The 18,367-nt window shown below is 60.0% G+C and carries 10 protein-coding genes; all 10 read right to left on the reverse strand.

Annotated elements, in window-relative coordinates:
- Positions 1-57 precede the first annotated feature (57 nt).
- On the reverse strand, positions 58-2,253 hold the full coding sequence (locus tag G6N78_RS02300; RefSeq protein WP_165215337.1) for a glycosyltransferase family 2 protein: 2,196 nt from the start codon (positions 2,251-2,253) through the stop codon (positions 58-60).
- Positions 2,253-3,320 (reverse strand): glycosyltransferase family protein, encoded by a 1,068-nt coding sequence (locus G6N78_RS02305; protein WP_165215339.1) that lies wholly within the window; start codon positions 3,318-3,320, stop codon positions 2,253-2,255. The genes G6N78_RS02300 and G6N78_RS02305 overlap by 1 nt, the downstream gene beginning before the upstream one ends.
- 53 nt (positions 3,321-3,373) lie before the next feature.
- The gene (locus tag G6N78_RS02310; protein WP_234905862.1) at positions 3,374-4,648 is read right to left on the reverse strand and encodes a KpsE/RkpR family capsule polysaccharide export protein; all 1,275 of its coding nucleotides are present in this window, start codon (positions 4,646-4,648) and stop codon (positions 3,374-3,376) included.
- Between the two features lie 68 nt (positions 4,649-4,716).
- Positions 4,717-5,370, reverse strand: coding sequence for an ABC transporter ATP-binding protein (locus G6N78_RS02315; RefSeq protein ID WP_165215342.1), 654 nt, complete (start codon positions 5,368-5,370; stop codon positions 4,717-4,719).
- A 9-nt stretch (positions 5,371-5,379) separates the two neighbouring features.
- Positions 5,380-6,639, reverse strand: a complete 1,260-nt coding sequence (locus G6N78_RS02320; protein ID WP_165215344.1) for a KpsE/RkpR family capsule polysaccharide export protein — start codon at positions 6,637-6,639, stop codon at positions 5,380-5,382.
- 17 nt (positions 6,640-6,656) lie between these two features.
- Entirely contained in the window at positions 6,657-7,697 is a 1,041-nt protein-coding gene (locus G6N78_RS02325; protein ID WP_165215347.1) for a hypothetical protein, read from the reverse strand.
- Positions 7,698-7,728: 31 nt separating this feature from the next.
- Positions 7,729-8,331, reverse strand: a complete 603-nt coding sequence (locus G6N78_RS02330; protein ID WP_234905863.1) for a class I SAM-dependent methyltransferase — start codon at positions 8,329-8,331, stop codon at positions 7,729-7,731.
- Between the two features lie 369 nt (positions 8,332-8,700).
- Positions 8,701-9,528, reverse strand: a complete 828-nt coding sequence (locus G6N78_RS02335; RefSeq protein WP_165215351.1) for an SDR family oxidoreductase — start codon at positions 9,526-9,528, stop codon at positions 8,701-8,703.
- Position 9,529: 1 nt separating this feature from the next.
- Complete coding sequence (locus tag G6N78_RS02340; RefSeq protein WP_165221183.1) at positions 9,530-10,888, reverse strand: aminotransferase class I/II-fold pyridoxal phosphate-dependent enzyme; 1,359 nt, start codon at positions 10,886-10,888, stop codon at positions 9,530-9,532.
- Positions 10,889-10,917: 29 nt separating this feature from the next.
- Positions 10,918-18,318: a type I polyketide synthase gene (locus G6N78_RS02345; RefSeq protein WP_165215353.1), complete on the reverse strand. Its 7,401-nt coding sequence runs from the start codon at positions 18,316-18,318 to the stop codon at positions 10,918-10,920.
- Positions 18,319-18,367 lie beyond the last annotated feature (49 nt).

Here is an 18,367-nt window from a genome sequence, read left to right on the forward strand (position 1 = left end):
TGTGGCAGACCGGAGGTTGAGCAGCAACGCTTCCTTCTCAGCCCGTGTTTCGCCGCGTCAGGGCCACCAGGTTCGGGGCTTGGCCAACAGGCGCGGGGCCTCCAGGGATGGGGTGGAGTGGCGCTTTTCATAACCGGGATTAAGCGCAGGGTCATCGAATACGGTCGTGGCGTGGATCCGGCGCAGATTATCCTTTTCCCGCTCAAAGCGTCGTTTGCGTTCGCCGATCATGTCGGAGCCGCGCGAGACCGATTCGTGGTGATACAGGCAGGCAAAGGGGGTCCAGACCGAGCGGAACCCGGCCTTGTAGGCTCTCAGGCAATAATCGACATCATTATAGGCGACGGCGAAATTCTCTTCGTCCCAGGGACCGACGGCATTTGCGCAGGCCTTGGAGATCAGCATGGCGGCGCCTGTCACGCAGGTCATCGAGTTTCGCACATGCAGCCGGTTCATCGGACCGCCGAAATCCTTCGGCTTGTTGAGATACCAATGGCCGGCCAGGCCGCCGAAACCGGCAATGACGCCGGCATGCTGGATCTTGTCGTTCGGATACAGCAATTTGGCGCCAACGATGCCGACATCGCCGTAGTGCAGGCAATCGACCATTTCCCGCAACCAGGCGCCATCGATCACTTCGATATCGTTGTTGAGAACCAGGAAATGCTCACCCGTGGCCGCCTGCATGCCGCGATTGATCGAGCGGGCGAAGTTGAATTTCTCCTCCGTGACCAGCGCCTGAAAACCGGGACTGTCTTTCTGATAACGATCGTAGAGGGCGAGCACACGCGGATCGGTCGATCCGTTATCGACAACGATCACCTCAAGGTTCGGATAATCGGTCTTTTCGTAGAGATCCCGGAGCACCCGTTCGATCAGTTCGAAACTGTCCTTGCTCGGAACGATCACCGAAAGCTCTGGTAGACCGACAGTCTCCGGTTGGGTGAACTGAAGCCGGTGCAAGGTTTCCGTCAGGGCAGGTCCGACACTGAGCCCATCCTCAGCAGACGCCGCATACCGATCCCTGAGTGCTCGCCGCGCGGCATCCGTCGCACTGTCGAGGAAACGGCGGGAATAGGTCTGTCCGTTGCGCCGCCACCAGTAGGCCGGATAGGGCAGATGAAAAACCTTGTGGTCCGGCACCCCCTTCAGATAACGCAGCAGCATGTCGTAATCCTGCGAACCGTCGAAGCCTTCCCTCAATGCGCCCACAGCAACAAGACGATCCCGCCGATAGACCGAGAAGTGGTTGATGTAGTTGACGCCGGACAGCAACACGGGATCATAGGCGGGCTTCAGCAGGAGACCCTTCGGATGCAGTTTGTCATCCACGACCAGTTCATCGGTATAGAGGAACATCATGTCGGGATGCTGCTGAAGCGCCTGCGCGATCATCTTCAGGGCGTGCGGCGCAAAGACGTCGTCATGATCGAGAAAGGTCACCCATGTGCCCTTCGCCGTCACAAGGCCGGCATTCGTGGCCATGCCGATACCGCCATTGCGTTCGTTGCGCACCACATGGACATTCTTCGGGCGTTTGGTGCTGGCAAGCCAGTGACGCGTTTCCTCCGAGGGTGATGCATCGTCGCTGAGAATGAGTTCCACCCCTGCCACATGCTGCTGCCGGAAGGAGCGCACGAGGTCGTTGAGGTAGCGCGGCGGTGCATTGTAGACCGGAACGATAATGCTGAGCCATGTCTCGTCCGCGAAGGGGCGCAGCGGAAAGGATTCCCGCCCCGCCAGTTCATAATGCGCATCGGCATATTTCTGGGCGTCGCTCCGGTTGCGCCGAAACGAGAGTTTTGGCACCGGCAGCGCAAATCGAGGCAGTTTTCCGAGATCCTGCCTGGCGGCCCCCACCATATCTGACGCCAGCCTGACCGAAATGGCGGCCTCCGCCGTAGCCCGGTCCGGATGGAACTCAAAGGACAGATGGAACCGACAGGGGAAGCTTGCAGGATCCACCCGCAAATGCCGGAGAAGACCGCTTCGGCCGACATCGGCCAGAAAAACGAAGGACGCTCCGGGCTCGAAGGATACCGCATCCTTTTCCCGGTAGCCCGCACCCCGATCAATGTAGATCTTCGGATCCAGCAGACCCGTCTCGGTTCTCAGGTGGATGACGATGACGGGTTCGCGAAAATTCGTGAAGCGCAAGTCGAAAAAGGGGTCGTCGCCGTTGCTTTGCCACGCGTGTTCGCCACCGGAGGGCACAGCCTGGACATCGGCACTAACCTTAAAACTGAACGCCATCAAACCCTACCAACCCGCTCATCCAAGGCCTGCATACACTGTTCCAGGCCGGGGAGAAATGGAGAAGCGCGCTCCATCATTCGTACGACCGATGCTTGCACAGCCTCTGCCGAAACCTGTCGCTCCGTCTCGTCCTTGAGGAGGCGGACAATCCGTTCCACCCAGCGCTCTGGATCGTCATCCACCAGGATTTCTTCGGGCACCGTGCATCGTTCGTAGGCAAGGCTGCGTGAAAACACCGCTGCCGCGCCCATGCGTGCCACATCGACCCGTTTCGTGTCCGAGCGGACATCGTTGACGCGGCCGGGCAGCAGCGGAACGAGCACCAGATCAGCCCCCTCCTCCGCTGTCCGCCGCAGGTAATCGGGCCACCGGCTTTCCGGGATCAGCTCCACCCGATTGCCCAGGTTATCAAGGTCCTTCCACAGACGAGCGGAATTTCCGGACGCGACGACTTCGAACCGAACATCAGGGCATTGCTCCAGAACGCGCGCCACGATCGGCACAAGAAATTGATGTTCCAGATCATGCGCACCGGTGGCATGGTAGATCATCTTCAATGCCGTGCGCGACGTTTTCGGCGTCGGAACACGCCAGGTTTCTGGCGGCGGCAGCGGAGCGACAACGTCCGGGATGCCGAGGCGATCGGCCAGCATGCCCGTCGCCGGCCAGATATGGGTGAAAAACCGGTTCAGGATGAGCAGGGGCGCGATGGCGATACCGAGCAGATAGAGGCGATAGCCAAACTTGCCCTGTCCTTCGGTGACCGTCGCGGCAATATCGTCATCGATCATCAGAGCGAGGCCCGCCAGTTGCCGGCGATGTTTCAGCAGCCACCAGATCTGCCGCGGCAAGGCATAACGGCAGAGGATGACATAGCTGCCGACCGGATCGAGCGGCGCTGTTGATGCCTGCAGATCGATGATCTCCACGGGGACCGAGATGCGTTTCAGGCGTTCTTCCAGATAATAGGTGAAGGTGGGGTTGGGTCCCTTCCGGAAAGCGACGATGCGGCGGATCCGCGTCGGATCAAAACCTGCCCTTCCACCGGCACGGGGTTTCGGCAAAATTCCGTACAGGTGACGGCGAAAGAATTGACCCACCATCCGGAACCAGGCGCCTAGTGCGCCAGCTTATTGCGGGCAAGCTGCAGACAGGCCAGCGAAATGCCCCATGCAATCAGGCTTCCCACGATCGTCAGGCTGATCCAGAGGCCGCGCCTTGGATATTGGGCCTCATCCGGCACCCGTGGCGCAAGGAAGCTGTCGAGATACAGCAATTGCTGCTTGCTGACGAACTGGACCTGTTCGAGCGTCTTCACACTGGAAGCAAACTGCTGTTCCGCCAGGCTTTGGGCCAGTTCCAACTGGGACAGATCCTGTGACACATCCGCAAGGTTGCGGCTTTCGCTCGCCTTGACCCCCGCCATCTTGGCGTTCAGTTCGGCAATCTGCTGCTCCTTCGCCTCGATTTCGCGCCGCAGCACACGCATCTGGGGCGCGTTCTGAGACACGACGGATTGCTGCGCATTGTAGCGCTGCTGCAGGGTGAGCTTTTCGGCTTCAATGGCGCTGATCAGGTTGGTGATGATCTGTGAACTGCCGCTGACGGACAGGACGCCGCTCTGGTTGCGCGCTCCAGCAAGTGTTTCACGCGCCTTCTGAAGCTGGGTGCGGGCGTTGTCCAGATTGGTCTGTGCCGTCGTGATGACGTCTGCCCAGATGCGATTGTTCACCTGGTTGACAACGACTTCCGAAGCTTGAAGCACGAGCTCAACCAAAGTCTGCGCCTCATGCGGCTCAAAGGCCCGGACCTTGACGGTGACGATGCCGCTCGAAGGGCTGATCGAGGTCGAGACCTGTCCCTCCCAGTATTCCAGCTTTTCCTCGGCTGTTGCGTCGGACGGAAGCCGTGCCCACCAGTCGATACCATCGCGACCGTAGATCTTGGTCAGGTCCACGCTCTTCTGCAGAACCTCCAGCATCTCGTGGCTTTTGATGAAATTTACGACGATCTGGGTATCCTGGGCAATCTTGGCGGCCGGTATGCCCGTCACCTTGCCGATCTGGTCCTTGCCAAGCGCGGGCGTTGCCGAACGAACGGTGAAGCGTGTCTCCGACTCATACTGGTCTGAAGCCAGAAACCCGAAATAGGCGATCGAAAGCGCGATCGGAAAGACGAGATAAAGCAAGGTCTGGAAGATGGTCGCCGCGGTGAAGAGTCTATCGATCAACCGTGGCCTTAGACCCACCGCCTGATAGAGAGCGCTGCGCGACGAGGTGGAAAAGCGCAGCTTGCGGGCTGCAACGGAGAGGCGTGCTGCCACCTCCCGGCTTGTGTCAAGACCGGATGACGGCCTGCCCCCACGATCATGATCTTCGATCTGGCTTGTCACGCGTTACGTCCTCGGTCACTTGCCAGGCACCCGACCGGCATTCTTGCGGTCGTCTGAACTTGTGTCGTCTATCGGTTCAAGCGGTAATACGCTTCGATGGCATGTTCCACATCCTCGTATACCATCATTCGCCCATCGACCAAAAGCACACCTTTATCACAGTACTCTTTAATCGTGTCCATGCCGTGGGAGACCATGATGATGTCGGCACTCTTGCGGCGATTGTCGAAGGCCGTCTTGCAGCGCTGCTGAAAACGCGCATCGCCAACGGCGGTAATCTCATCGACGAGATAACATTCAAACTCGATGGCCATGGACAGGCCGAAGGCGAGACGCGCCATCATGCCGGATGAATAGGTGCGAACGGGCTCGTTGATATAGTCGCCGAGTTCGGCAAATTCCTCGACAAAGCGCGCGACCCGCCGAACGTCTTCGCCATAGGCTCTCGCAACGAAGTTCAGATTTTCCTTGCCCGTCATGTCCGGGTGGAAGCCGGAGGCGAAACCGAGCGGCCAGGACACCCGCACGTCCTTGCTGATGCGACCCGCATTCGGGAGCATGGTTCCTGCGATCATCTTCAAAGTGGTCGATTTTCCGGCCCCGTTGACGCCGAGAATTCCATAGGAGACACCTGACTGGAATTCGAGATTGACCCGGTCCAGAATGATCTTCTTGTGATGCTGGGTCTTGAAATGCTTGGAGACGTTCTTGAACCGGATCACGGTTATCTCCTAGAGCCTGTGATCTTCAACAGACGCCCAGATGAGCGCCAGGGTCGCCCAGGAGATCAGAAGGCCGAGGAAGATGAAGAGAGGGGTTGATATCCGCTTCGGGTAGAGGGCCTCCTCCGGCATGGACGGCTGGACGAAGACGGTCAGATACAGGGCCTTTCGCATGGCCGAGGCAAAGGCGAGATCGTAGTTGCGCCGGGACGCCTCGTAGAGCTTCTCGGCCACCAGACGATCCGTCTCGACCTTGGAATAGTCGGTGATGACATTGGCGAGCGAGGCGTTGCCGCCGCCAGTCAGTTGTGCCCGCATGGTGCTGATCTGCTTGTCCAGACTTTCGCGGGCGAGCAGCAACTGATTGTAGGAGGGAGCGTCTGTTCCATTGGATTGCTGGAGAACGAAGAGGCGGCTTTCCAGCGTCAGCTTCTGGGCCAACAGGCCGGTGAGAAGCTTGCCGGTCTCCTGCGCCTGAAGCTCCGGACTCAACAGTCCAGACTGCTGCTGAAAACTGTTCAAGCGGCCAAGAGCATCCTGGTAAAGCTTGCCGGTGCGATCGACCTCCCGCCTGAAGCTCGCCAGCATGTCCTCCCGGGCGCGCACCGTCATCTCGTTCACGAGCTTTTCGCTCTCGGCCAGGATTGCGGATACGAGTTCGACGGAATCGGCCGGGCGGAACGTGCGGACACTCAGCGTCACGATACCGGACGGGCCATCAATGTAGGACGTGACCTGCTTGTTCCAGTATTTCAGAAATTCTTCATTGGAATCGTCGGCACCGAACCGGCTCCAGTAGTCGGCTTCGGGATTGGTGAAGATGGCGCGATAATCGACTTTTCCATCCAGGCGAGAGAGGATTTCACTCGAGTGAATGAAGCTTGTGACGACATAGGCATCCTGCGGGGCGGCCTGCATCTGCATCAGGTTCATATCACCGCCGTCACCCGATCCGTCGTCAGCCAGTGAACGCACCGCAAAGCGGGCTTCCGCCGTGTACTGATCCGAAGCGAAGAATGCGAAATAGACGCCGCCAATGATCGTTGGAAGGATCACCAGTAGCAGAAACGAAATCAACATCCAGGGCGGTTTTCCGCCTGTTTCGGTTTGGGCTTCGCCGCCAATGGAAGTGGTCAGGTCTTCCGCATCGATCACGGCCGGCGAACCGGAGGGATTCGAACGCCTCAACCAGCCTTTGCGCTCCCGTTCCGGGCGCACATCGACCTTGATCTCCTCAGCGTCCACATCCTGTATCGGAGCGTTCGTCATCCGTCTGCCAACTCGTCTCAACTGATGTAGGGCATGAGGGCATGCCGCACATAATGATCGAAAATAAGATCCTCTTCCAGCATCAATTCCGCCACGGGCAGTTCACTCAACTGCCGTGCCAGTTCCTTGAGGATCGAATGACGCGGCAGAACCGGAATGCTGGGGCCTTCCAGTCCTAAGAGTTCGCCGACGGCATCCTGAAAATGGGTATTTTCGTCGCCATATCCAACCACCGTGAAACGCGAAAGGGCATCGATTGCCGGAGCGACGTCGCGACGGCTCACGCGCTGTTCGGGGTAACTGGTGACAAGCTGACGGGTCACCGGGGAGAGAAGAACCGTGCGCACCTTATCGGGCGCGCGCTTCAGTGCGCGGTTCAAACCCGCCGTGTCGGTCAGATTGACGTCGGCGAAGTGTTCAACGGCAGCAGACAGGATGAGCCTGTCGCGGTCACCGATAAACGTCACGCTTCCTTTCGCCAGCCTTTTCAGAATGAAGAGGCGGCTTGCCATCTCGTAATAGGGATCTGGAATATCGGCGATGACGCGAAACCCCTTGTCGAGAAATTCCTCGTAATTGCGCAGAAGGAGACGACCGCTGATGAAGATCGAGGGGACACCGTTGAGGTGAAAGGCCTGAAGCGTCGTCTCGTGGCCGTACCGCTCCACCGCAGACACGGCATACTGGAAATGGTGCCCGCAATACTGGTCGAACTTGTTCATTGGAAGCAGCGACAGTTCCAGGCGCAACAGCTTCATCTGAACAGGTGAATCAATCAGCGGGCGCCGGTAGATCAACAATCCCGACTTCGCCTCGTGAATGGCGAGATGGTCCTGAAGCACCAGATCGGGCATGGTCTTGCGATCGAGCCGGAAGCCGACCATGCCCGTTGCATGCCGGCCCGACTGGACGACCGCCGGGCGCGGCTGGTCACAGCTGAAGGATACGAGGGTACCGTCATCACGCGCCACGATAATCTTGGGTTCATCAGAGAAGCCATCGGGGATCAGATAGCCTTCGAGGACATCCCCGTGATCATACTCCACGTTAAACAGCACGACTTCTATCCATCAGCATTTCGGCGGAACGTCACGGTGATGAAACCTGTCTTGCGAAAACCGAAAAGCAGGGGCCGCCTCTGTGATGCGGTTCTTCATCGAGCACAGTGATCTCGCTATAGCCCAAGTGCGACAGCAGCGCCAGAATCTCATCTCGCTGCAGCCAGTAGTGTCGGTCCTTCATACCCCCACAGAAGGACGCGTTGGTGTTGGCCAGTTGATAGCCGCGCTCATGATAACGAACGTCCATGCCGGCGATGTTGCGTACCTCGACGTTTCCGCTGAAGGGGCGATAGCGAACATCCGACTTTGGCATTGCCGCCTCGTCAAAGAAGTGGGTCCAGATGAAGACGGATTTCGCGCGCAGGGACAACAGGCGCAGGAACTCGCCGGGATCCGGCATGTGATACAGGACGCCGGAGGCAAGCGCGAAATCGTAACTGGCCTCCTGGTCACTTAGCCAGGCCTGCGCATCGCCCAGATGGAAGGAGGCCCGGTCGAGTTTCAGAATTTCCTTGGTCACCAGGCATCGCAGGAAGCAGAGCTTGTTGGCTTCGATGGCATCGATCGATTGCGCCCCGTGCGCACTCAGCATGTAGGTGTGCATCCCCTCGAGCGGCCCGATTTCCAGCACGCGCTTGCCTTCGATAGATCCATAGGCTTCGAGTGCCGCAATGATCCGACCGTCTGCAAACAGAGGTATATTTCCTGCCGAAACGCCGGCATCCGGCGGAAAGGACGAAGTCCAGCCAGGCAGAGAGTCGATTGCATTTTGGAAGGCGGGATGACGCATTTCGTACTGGCTGAATCCGCCACCATTTTCCGTCTGCAAGGCGCCGATGATGGACGCGTTCAACTGTTCCGCCGCCGCTTTTCCTCTCGACCCGCCTAATCTTGCTCGAACGCCCCGGATGACATCATCAAACATCGAATTCGTTACCTGCTGTCCTGAGACGGTCTATTTGCTTCGTAGCATGTCCAAACCATAATGGGCTTTCCATTACTACGATCCGTCCGTCAAATTTGTGTCGGTGGCCTTTGCCGTGCGCCAAAGGTAGAGCGATTGCAAGAGGGGTTCGAGAGCCGGAGACGTTCGGGCGAGCACATGCAGCAAAAGCCCGAAATTGACTTCATCCCTGCCGGCATCAAAACCGGCCAGAATTCGCTCGGCCACCTTGTCCACGGGCCAGGGTTTGGCTTGCCCCATGAAAAGACGAGCGGCTTGCGGCCGATGCGGCAATTCCGCCTGCAATTGCGGCGTCTCCGTATCCGGCGGGAAACAGATCGAGACCCGCACGCCTGCGGGTTTTGCTTCCAGACGCAGCGACGACGCGAATGCCCGCAGGGCTGCCTTGGACGCGCAATAGGCAGCGTAACCCGGTATGCCGACAAAGGCCGCGCCCGACGAGACCATCATGATCCGGCCATATCCCCGCCGGCGCATGGGGCCATAAACGGCTCGAACGCTGTTTGCCACACCGAGAAGGTTCGTCGTTATCTGCCGGTCAAAATCATCGGCGGGCTGTTGGTCGAAAAACTGCGGGCAGACGATACCGGCCGAGGCAATCAGTGCTGAGGCCACGCCCCCACTCTCCTCGCATTCAGCCACCGCCTCATCCAGCCTGCGCTGATCGATCACATCGGCAGCAACGATCGAGATGGACTGAGGTGTTGCCCCAAGCGCCAGCAAGCCGTCACGAGCCTGTTGCAGCTTCACGAGGTCGCGGGCAATCAGGGAGACCCGCTCTCCACGCCGGATCAACCGCTCCGCCACGGCATAACCGATGCCACTCGATCCGCCGGTGATGATCGTATGCTTGGGAAAAGACACCTCACGCCCCTGCCAGCAGGCGTGCAATTTCCGATCGGTCGAGCGAGGCAATCCCGAAGTTCTCGTCCACAAGCGTCGATAGGCAGGCTGCCGTCTTGGCAATCGCCTCATCGATCTGCGCCGTCGTGTGTTCGCTGGTAATGAAGAAGCGCAGGCGTGCCTGACCTTCCGGCACCGCCGGATGGATGATGGGAAGCGCATTCACGCCAACGGCGAGCAAGTCGTTCGAGAGACGAGCCGCCCGGATGGAATCGCCGATGAGGACCGGCACCACCGAAAATCCCTCGCTGAGGCCCGTGTCCAACCCCGCCTTGCGCGCCTGTTCCAGGAAATAGGCCCCGTTGGACCGGAGACGGCGGACGCGTTCGGGTTCTGTCTCAAGGATGTCCAAGCTGGCGATTGCTGCTGCGGCGAGCGGAGGCGACAGGCCGACACTGTAGACGAAACCGCCGGCGGTCCCCTTCAGCACCGTGATCAGCGCTTCGCTGCCGGCAACATAACCGCCGCAACTGGATGTGGTTTTCGACAGCGTGCCGCACCAGATATCGACCCTGCCAGGATCGATGCCGAAATGGGTGTGGGTGCCGTGGCCGTTTTCACCCAATACGCCGAGCGAATGCGCCTCGTCCACCATCAGCCAGAAACCATAGCGGTCTCTCAGCTCCACGAGCGCCGGAAGATCGGCAACGTCTCCATCCATGGAATAGATACCTTCGACGATGACGAGCATGCGCCGGAAGCGGCCGTCGAAGGTCGATAGCAACTCCTCCAGCTGCGCCATGTCGTTGTGCCGGAAAAATCGTCTTGCGGCCCCGGACAGACGGATCCCGGTGAGGATGCTGTTGTGGATAAGCTCGTCGTGGATGACGATGTCCTCGGGGCCCATCAGCGTGCTGATGGCTGTCACATTGGTCAGATAGCCACTGACGAAAACGATCGCGTCTTCCGCCTGATACAGGGATGCGATCCTGGACTCGAGCTGTCCGTGGACGGGTCTTTCTCCTGCCACCAGACGACTGGCGGAGGCCGAGATCCCGTAGCGCTCGACCGCCTCCTTGACCTTCTCCCCCAGGTAGGGGTGACGATTGGTGCCCAGATAGTCATAGGAGGCAAAATTGATGAGACGCGCCCCCCCGATTTCCGTCGTGGCACCGGCGCCTATATCGTGCGTCCGGTAAAAGGGGTTTGCCACTTTGACAAGGTCACCAGCCAGTTTTTGAATCTGGACCTGCTTGTATTCGGGAAGCTCGTTGAATTGCGGCGGTTGGCGCTTCAACGGCTCCCGCTGCTCCGCCTCGTCGTTCGTCCGGGACAGACCGCGCATCTGTGCCAGAAGTGCGTTTCGCCGTCCCTGCTGCATGCGCGCGGATGATGAAGAGGTTTTTTCCGTCACGCGTCACCCACAGTCTTGCGCGCAGCATCCAGGTGTTGCGAAGCGAGCGCCTCGATCTCCTGATGCGGCAACGCTTCGTCGTCGTTGTCGCTTTGGCGCATGACACGCTCATAGAGCTTTCGCACGACATGATCGACCGTCGTCGTGTCGCCAAGCCCCGTCAGTGGCATATCAACCCCCGTGCGGTCCTTGAAGCTCATGCTGAGTTCCACGGCCATCAAGCTATCAAGGCCGGCGTCCTTCAGAACCTTGTTGCGGGTTATAGCGCCTTCAGAAATGCGCAACACGTTGGCCATCTCGCCTGCCACGAGCTTGAACAGAAGCTCCATCGCCTCCGTTTCGCTCTTGTCTGCGACCAGTTCCGCAAGGTCGATCGTATCGGAACCCGCGACCGCACCCGCCGCCAGTTGGCGTAGCGGCACGTCGAACAACGGCGTGTTGACGAGCCGTAGTGCTTTCGCAGCATGCCAGTCGATCGGCGAACAGATGACGACGCCGCTATCGACGGTACCAGGATCAACGGCCATGTAATATTCAACGAAGGCCAAGGCCGTGCTCGCCTTCATCGCAGAGTTGCCGAGCCTTTTGCTGAGGACCTCGTTCACCGCGGCGTTGTGGGCGAGATAACCGGTATCCGCGATAGCGCCGAAGCCGACCGCGAGGCCGGGAAGTCCCTCCTGCCGCCGCTTGCGCGCCAGCCCTTCCAGATATCCGTTCGCCGCAACGTAATTGGCCTGCCCCGGATTGCCGATGAGGGTCGTTGCCGAAGAGAACATCAGGAAATAATCGAGCTTATCCGCGCGCGTCGCGCGATCGAGGTTGACTGCACCTTCCGCCTTGACCGCAATGACCGCCTCGAAGCGTTCACGGGTGAGGTTATTCACCAGCGCATCGTCCAGCACCATGGCCGCATGCACCACGCCCTTGATCGGCGCCCGCTGGCGCAGCGTCCGCAGAAGGTCTTCGACGGCCGCGGCATTCGTGACATCGCAAGGATGGCAGGATGCCTGTACGCCCTTTTCGTCCCATCTGTGAATGGCTGCCGCAGTCTCATCGTCTGCCACACCGCGCCGCGTCACAAGCGCAATCTGGCGCGCCCCTCGCGCGACGAGCCATTCCGCCGCCGCAAGGCCGAAGCCTCCGATACCGCCAACGACGATGTGGAGACCGACCGGCGGCAGCGGTTGCAGTCCAGCCGGTTTCGATGCGACCGGGTGCTCTCCCGCCGCCGGCGGTTCGATGACGATCTTGCCGACATGGCCGGCATTCTGCATCAGGCGGAAAGCATCGCCGATCTCGTCATGCCGGAAGAGGCGATAGGGAAGCGGTGACAGCTTACCTTCTGCAAAGAGCCGTCCCAGGGTCTCGAAAATGTTCTTCGTCAGCGCTGGGGCCTTCAACGGCAACTGATCAGCGTCAATGCCGAAGTAGCTGACATTCCGGCGGAAGGGCCGCAGGCCGATCTTGCGATCGGCATAGTAGTCTCGCTTGCCCAGTTCCAGGAAGCGCCCAAACGGCTTGACGAGACCGATGCTCTGCTCCATCGCATCGGAGAAAAGCGAATTCAGAACCATGTCGACGCCTTCGCCGCCGGTCACGCGTTTGACGTCTGCCACGAAGGACAGAGAACGCGAGTTGAAGACGTGCTCGATGCCCAGCGTCTTCAGATAAGCCGTCTTCTCGTCGCTTCCGACGGTCGCAATCACTGTGAGGCCCAGGGCGCGCGCGATCTGGATAGCGGCGAGACCAACGCCTCCTGCTGCACCATGAACCAGCAGGGTTTCCCCGGCCCGCGCACGGGCCAGCTCCACGATAGCATACCATGCCGTGAGGAAAGTGACCGGCACGGTGGCGGCAGCTTTGAGATCGATCTCGCTTGGAACCTTGGCCAATCCCGCCCGCGCAATGACCGCGTGAGTGGAGAATGCAGCGGGGCCTATCCCCATGATCGCATCTCCGACCTTCAGGTCGGACACGGACGAGCCGACGGCAACAACGCGGCCGGAGAGTTCCATGCCGATGGTCGCACCGGCAAACCCCTCCTCCAGGGCCTCTTCCGGCAACAGGCCCATGGCCCACATCACATCGCGGAAGTTCAACCCGGCGGCTGCGACGTCCACGACGACCTGATCATCACCCGGCTGCGGCAGATCGCAGGCCTCCCAATAGAGCGCATCAACGCGCGAGGGTATACGCTGACGGATCGTTGCGGCGGAGTAGCGGGTCGTGAGCATGTTGCCACGGGAGAGTGCGGCCTCCACGGCACGAATTTCGCGGACATCGTCGCCCCTGGCGCCGATGATCCATTCCCGGCTCTGATCCAGAGAGGCGAGCATCAGTGCCTTGTCGAGTTCGGCCGGCGCCGCATCGAACAGGAAGATGCCAAGGCTTTCGAGTTCGTTCTGCAGGACACGCGCCAACGACCACAAGCCGACATTGATCGGCGACACCGGAAGGGTTTCCCCTGCAATTGAGAGGCCGACCGGCGCCCCGCCCTGCAGCAGCAGTACCAGATTGACCGGGCACTTGTGGTTCTGCTCTTCGACGACCTGATGCAGCGTCCGGGCAAAATGCGTCAGTCTCCAGCTTTCTTCGGTCAGGGTGAGGCTTGTCCCCTCATCCTCGCCACCGCGGATGTAGACGATGTTGACCGTCCGATCCTTTGTCTTCGACAGCACCGTGACGATGTCCTGGGTCAGGCTGTCGGTGTCGAGATTCAGAGAGAGAGTTGCCGCATCTGAGCCGGCAGGCATTCCACCGGCAAGAAGAACGTATCCGTCGTTGCGGACGGGACTATCCGCCACCACATCGTCCGCCTGCGCATCAATGATATTGGCTGGCCCATACGGTCCATCGACCGTCTGTACCGCCTCCCCGTCGAGGTTGAGCGCCGCAAGATGGCGCTTCCATTCCCGGGCAGTTGGCAGATGGCCGAGATGCAGGTCGGCAAGCACGCCGGGATCGCCCTGTTCCGCGGCAAGACCGTTCATGAAGTCGTTGATCAGTGAGGATGCGCTTTCGGCGATCAGCAGGCGCGCACCTGCGCCAACGAATGACCGGACCGACGACACAGCCGTCTCGTCATTGATGATCAACTGCGCATAACGATCGGATGACGAATAGACGGCGTGGTAGATCCTTGCCGGGTCCAGAGATTGAAGGATCTCGATGCGCGGATTGTCCTGGAACAGGATTTCCAGCGAACGGCGCAATTCATCGTCCGTCTCGAACACGGCCAGGCGTCCTGCAAGAGGCTCCAGCAGGTCCAGAACGCGCTGGACAGCATGCGGCGCCGTGGCGCCGATCTGAAGACATGTCAGGGGACAAGACCCGGTCGCCTTCGAAAGGTCAGAGAGTGCGTTGATGAGGAGCGCATTGCGCCAGTCGGCGGCAGCCGAGCGCTGATGCAGATAATCCGCCGTCGCGGATGTTGGCGCCACCGGAAGGTTCGACGGCACGGCGTTGCCAGGATGAAGCCTCGCCAACATGGTCGCGCGAATGCTTGCAACAGCGACGCCCTCGGCGCCCCGATCCGGGCGATCGGCTTCGAACTCCCGCAGAAGTTCGGCGACCTCCGGCAGATCGATGCCATCTGCCAGATGCCACTGATCATCCACCGGCGCCGCAAGCCCTGCCCCATGCAGGATGGACAGGCACGTGGACAGGAAGACCCTCGCCTCCTGGGGCGCAGACGCGACCGAGATCTTGCCATCCGTCTCTACGGTGGCGGCCATTGCGATATCGAGGCAGCTGCGCAGGACAGCCGCCTGCAGCAGGAGGCTGGAATCGTCTGTCTCCAGTGATTGCGCGAGCGAGATCAGAGGCTGCGCCGTCCTGACCGGATTTGCCGCAACACGTCCGTTCCAAGGAAGGGCCTCGTAATGGAAACCGAGAGAGGGAACGGAACGCTGCTGCCGAAGCGATGTCCTGCGGAAGCGGCAATCGTCTATCACGAGGACGGTTCTGCCCTCCCGATCCTTCAACTGGAAACGGGCCTTGATGGAATGCGCACTGAACCTCTGGATTTCGATCAGGACGGCATGGATATCTGCGCCCGGCGAAACAAGATGTATTACGCCGAAACGGACCGGAATGTAGGGCGAGCCTTGAGCATCGCCCGACAGACGATCGAACAATCCAACCAAACCGTGGAAGGCTGCATCGAGCGACATCGGGCTGACGGCCCATTCGAGAAGCGGATGCGCCGGATTGGCCGCCGGCGCCAGACGCGCGACGATCTTCGAACCTCCATCCGTCACGGCCTCGTCCAGCCGCTGGTAAGAGGGGCCGTAATCGAGACCAAACGCCGCCGCTATGGCGTAGATGCGATCCTTGGCAATCCGGTCGGCGGTCACCTCCTGTGCGTCGAAGATATCGGCAGCCGGACCGTCCACCATCTTCTGGCAGCGCGCAACGGCGTGCAGTGTCCAGTCATCGTCCGACAATCTCTCGCGCGAGCGGATTTCGATCACTCCCGTTTCCGGAGAAACGATGGTCGATAGCTCGAGAAGTTTCTCATCCAGCGGCAGCGGATTGAGCAGTTCGACGTTGGTCAACGTCACACGATCGGTTCGAAGGTGCTGCCGCGCGACCTGAAGCGCGATGTCCACCAGACCGGCACCGGGCATGATCGCCCTGCCCTCGACGACATGTTCCGCGAGGTCCGGAAAGAGTGCGGCATCGATGTGGTTCTTCCAGGCTCCCGCATTGGGATCGACCCGCCATCCGGCCAGCGTGTAGGGGCCGGCATTCCGTCCGAAGAGATCGTAGGTATCGCTTGTGGCGGGGACAGTGAGGGTCTCGGGCTCAAACGGAACGTTCGGCAGATCCACCTGCGCCAGACGGGTCAACGAAATCCCATCGGCGCCAAACGCGAACAGACGCGCGATGATCTGGGCAATCGGATCGGCACTCTCTTCATTGTCCTTGGACAGCGAACTCAGCACATGAGCATTGGCGGAATGCTCTCTGATCGTTTCCTTGATGTAGTTGTTCAGGATAGGACGCGGCGAAATTTCCAGGAACAGATTACAACCGGCGTCGAGCGCCTTTGCCACAGCACTGCGGAAGGCAACCGGTTCGCGCGCATTGCGCCACCAGTAGCTCGCAGACAGCTTTCTGCCCGACAATGCATCTCCGGTGACGGTGGAGAGGAACTGCAACTCGCCCTCGTGAAGTCCGATATCCGGCAGCGTCGCGATGAATTCCTCGCGCACATCATCGATCAGTGGATGGTGGAACGGATATTCGATATCCAGCATCTGGACGGCAATCTTGCGGCGACGCGCAAGAGCCTTCACCTCTTCGATTTTCTGACGCGGACCCGAGAATGTCACCGAATTGCGTGCGTTAACCGCGGCCACCACCACCTCGGTTATGGCGTGCTCCGCTAGAAAGGCCTTGGCGGTCTCTTCGCTGCAGAGCGCAGCTGCCATCGTACCGCGGCCGCGCGTCACATGCTGGCACCGGGAACGGGCTGCAACGACGGCAACGGCATCCACGAGGGACATGGCACCCGCGATGTGGGCTGCGGCCACCTCACCGATCGAGTGGCCGAACACACAGGCCGGGCGGATGCCCGCTGCCGCCAGAGCGTTTGCAATCGCAACCTGAATCGAGAACAGAAGCGGCTGTGCAATCCGGGTGTCCGAGAGCCGCTCATCAAGCGTATCGGAAACGAGCAGTTCAACGAGCTTTTCCCCGAGATGCGTTTCAAAGAGCGCACTTGCGGCATCGAAATGCCGCTTGAAGGCCTTGCTCCTGCGATAGGCACTTACGCCCATTCCAGCCCATTGCGCCCCGTTGCCGGCAAAAGCGAAGGCGATCCTGGACTGCCCTGCAGGCACCTCACCCGTCTCGATCCCGTCGATCGCCTGCGACTGAAGAAAGCCAGCCAGTCTCGTCCTCAGCGTGTCGGGCGTCGTCGGCACGCCAACCAGTCGGTGACGCAACAGGGTCCGACCACCGCCGGAAGCCGCGACGATGCGGTTGATCTGGGCCGGCGCGGCCTTGTCCATGCGGCGCACATAGGCTTCCACCAAAGCCTTGAGGGCACTCTCGGTCTGCGCGCTGGCAACAAAATAGCGTTCGCCATGCGGTTCGAGTGGCTCAGTCTGCGCCACCTTTTCGGGATCGGAAATTACCACATGGGCATTCGTGCCGCCGAAACCGAAGGAGTTCACGCCGGCAAGACGCGGACGTCGAGCCCGCAAAAGTTCGAGCGGCGTGCTGTTCACGCGAACATTCAGATTCTCGAAATCGATCGTCTCGTTCGGTTTATCGAAAAACAGCGAGGCAGGGAGATAGTTCTGCTCCAGCGCCATCACCGCCTTCAGCAGTCCGAACAGACCTGACGCCGGTTCCGTGTGACCGATGTTCGTCTTGATAGACCCGATGGGCAGTGGCGCGCGTCGCCGTTTGCCGATCACCTGACCGATCGCCCACACCTCTGCCGGGTCTCCGACCTTGGTGCCGGTGCCATGGCCTTCGAGGAAGGCAAGATCGTTGGGGTCGATCCGGTTGTCATCATACATCCCCTGCAGAAGCGCGACCTGCGCCTCCGCCGAGGGAAGCGAGATTCCATTGGTGCGTCCGGCGGAATTTACACCCGTGGCGACAATACGCGCCCGGCTACGATCGCCCTCGGTCTTTGCCACGTCCGTCCGACGCAGGATGATCGCGACCGCACCTTCCGAGCGGACATAGCCCGAAGCGTCGGTGTCATAGGCCCGGCAGCGCCCTTCCGGCGACAGCATTCTCGCCTGGGCAAAACCGACAAATGGCAATGGATGGTTCAGAAGGTTCACGCCACCCACGATCGCCGTATCCACCTCGCCTCGCTCCAGCGCGCGGACAGCCTGATCCAGCGCGACCAGAGAAGACGAACAGGCCGTATCGATTGTCAGGCTCGGACCATGCAGGCCGAAAATATGCGACAGGCGATTGGCGACGATCGACAGGGTGTTGCCCGTCATGAAGTAAGGGCCGCCGGATGCGGGATCCTCTGCCGAAAGGTTTGCACTATCGAGGCTCGATGCGCCGACATAAACCCCTACAACTCTATCTTGCAGCGCCGACAGCGGCAAAGCCGCATCTTCCAAAGCCCGCCAGGCGACTGACAGCAACAAACGCTGCTGCGGATCCATGGCCATGGCTTCACGCCGCGAGAGTCCGAAGACTACGGGATCGAAGTCATGAACGTTCTCAACCACCCCTGCGGCGAAGGTGTAGGTTTTGCCGGATACGCCCTGTATCGGATGCCAAAATCGAGCCTTGTCCCACCTTGAAGCCGGGACTTCTGTTACCGAGCAGACTCCGGCGCGAAGCTGCTTGAACAGATCGATCGCCGACGGAGCGCCAGGAGCGATGGCAGCGTATCCGATGATTTCGACTGACATGAGTACCGTAGAGTAAGGGACTTTTAACTGGGAGAACGTCTAAATAAAG

The sequence above is a fragment of the Allorhizobium pseudoryzae genome (assembly GCF_011046245.1).
GTDB lineage: Bacteria > Pseudomonadota > Alphaproteobacteria > Rhizobiales > Rhizobiaceae > Neorhizobium > Neorhizobium pseudoryzae.

Bases quoted from the DNA above. Each gene is read 5' to 3' on its own strand.
- G6N78_RS02300 (WP_165215337.1), bottom strand. From the start codon at position 2,253: ATGGCGTTCAGTTTTAAGGTTAGTGCCGATGTCCAGGCTGTGCCCTCC.
- G6N78_RS02320 (WP_165215344.1), bottom strand. From the start codon at position 6,639: ATGACGAACGCTCCGATACAGGATGTGGACGCTGAGGAGATCAAGGTC.
- G6N78_RS02340 (WP_165221183.1), bottom strand. From the start codon at position 10,888: ATGCAGCAGGGACGGCGAAACGCACTTCTGGCACAGATGCGCGGTCTG.
- G6N78_RS02345 (WP_165215353.1), bottom strand. From the start codon at position 18,318: ATGTCAGTCGAAATCATCGGATACGCTGCCATCGCTCCTGGCGCTCCG.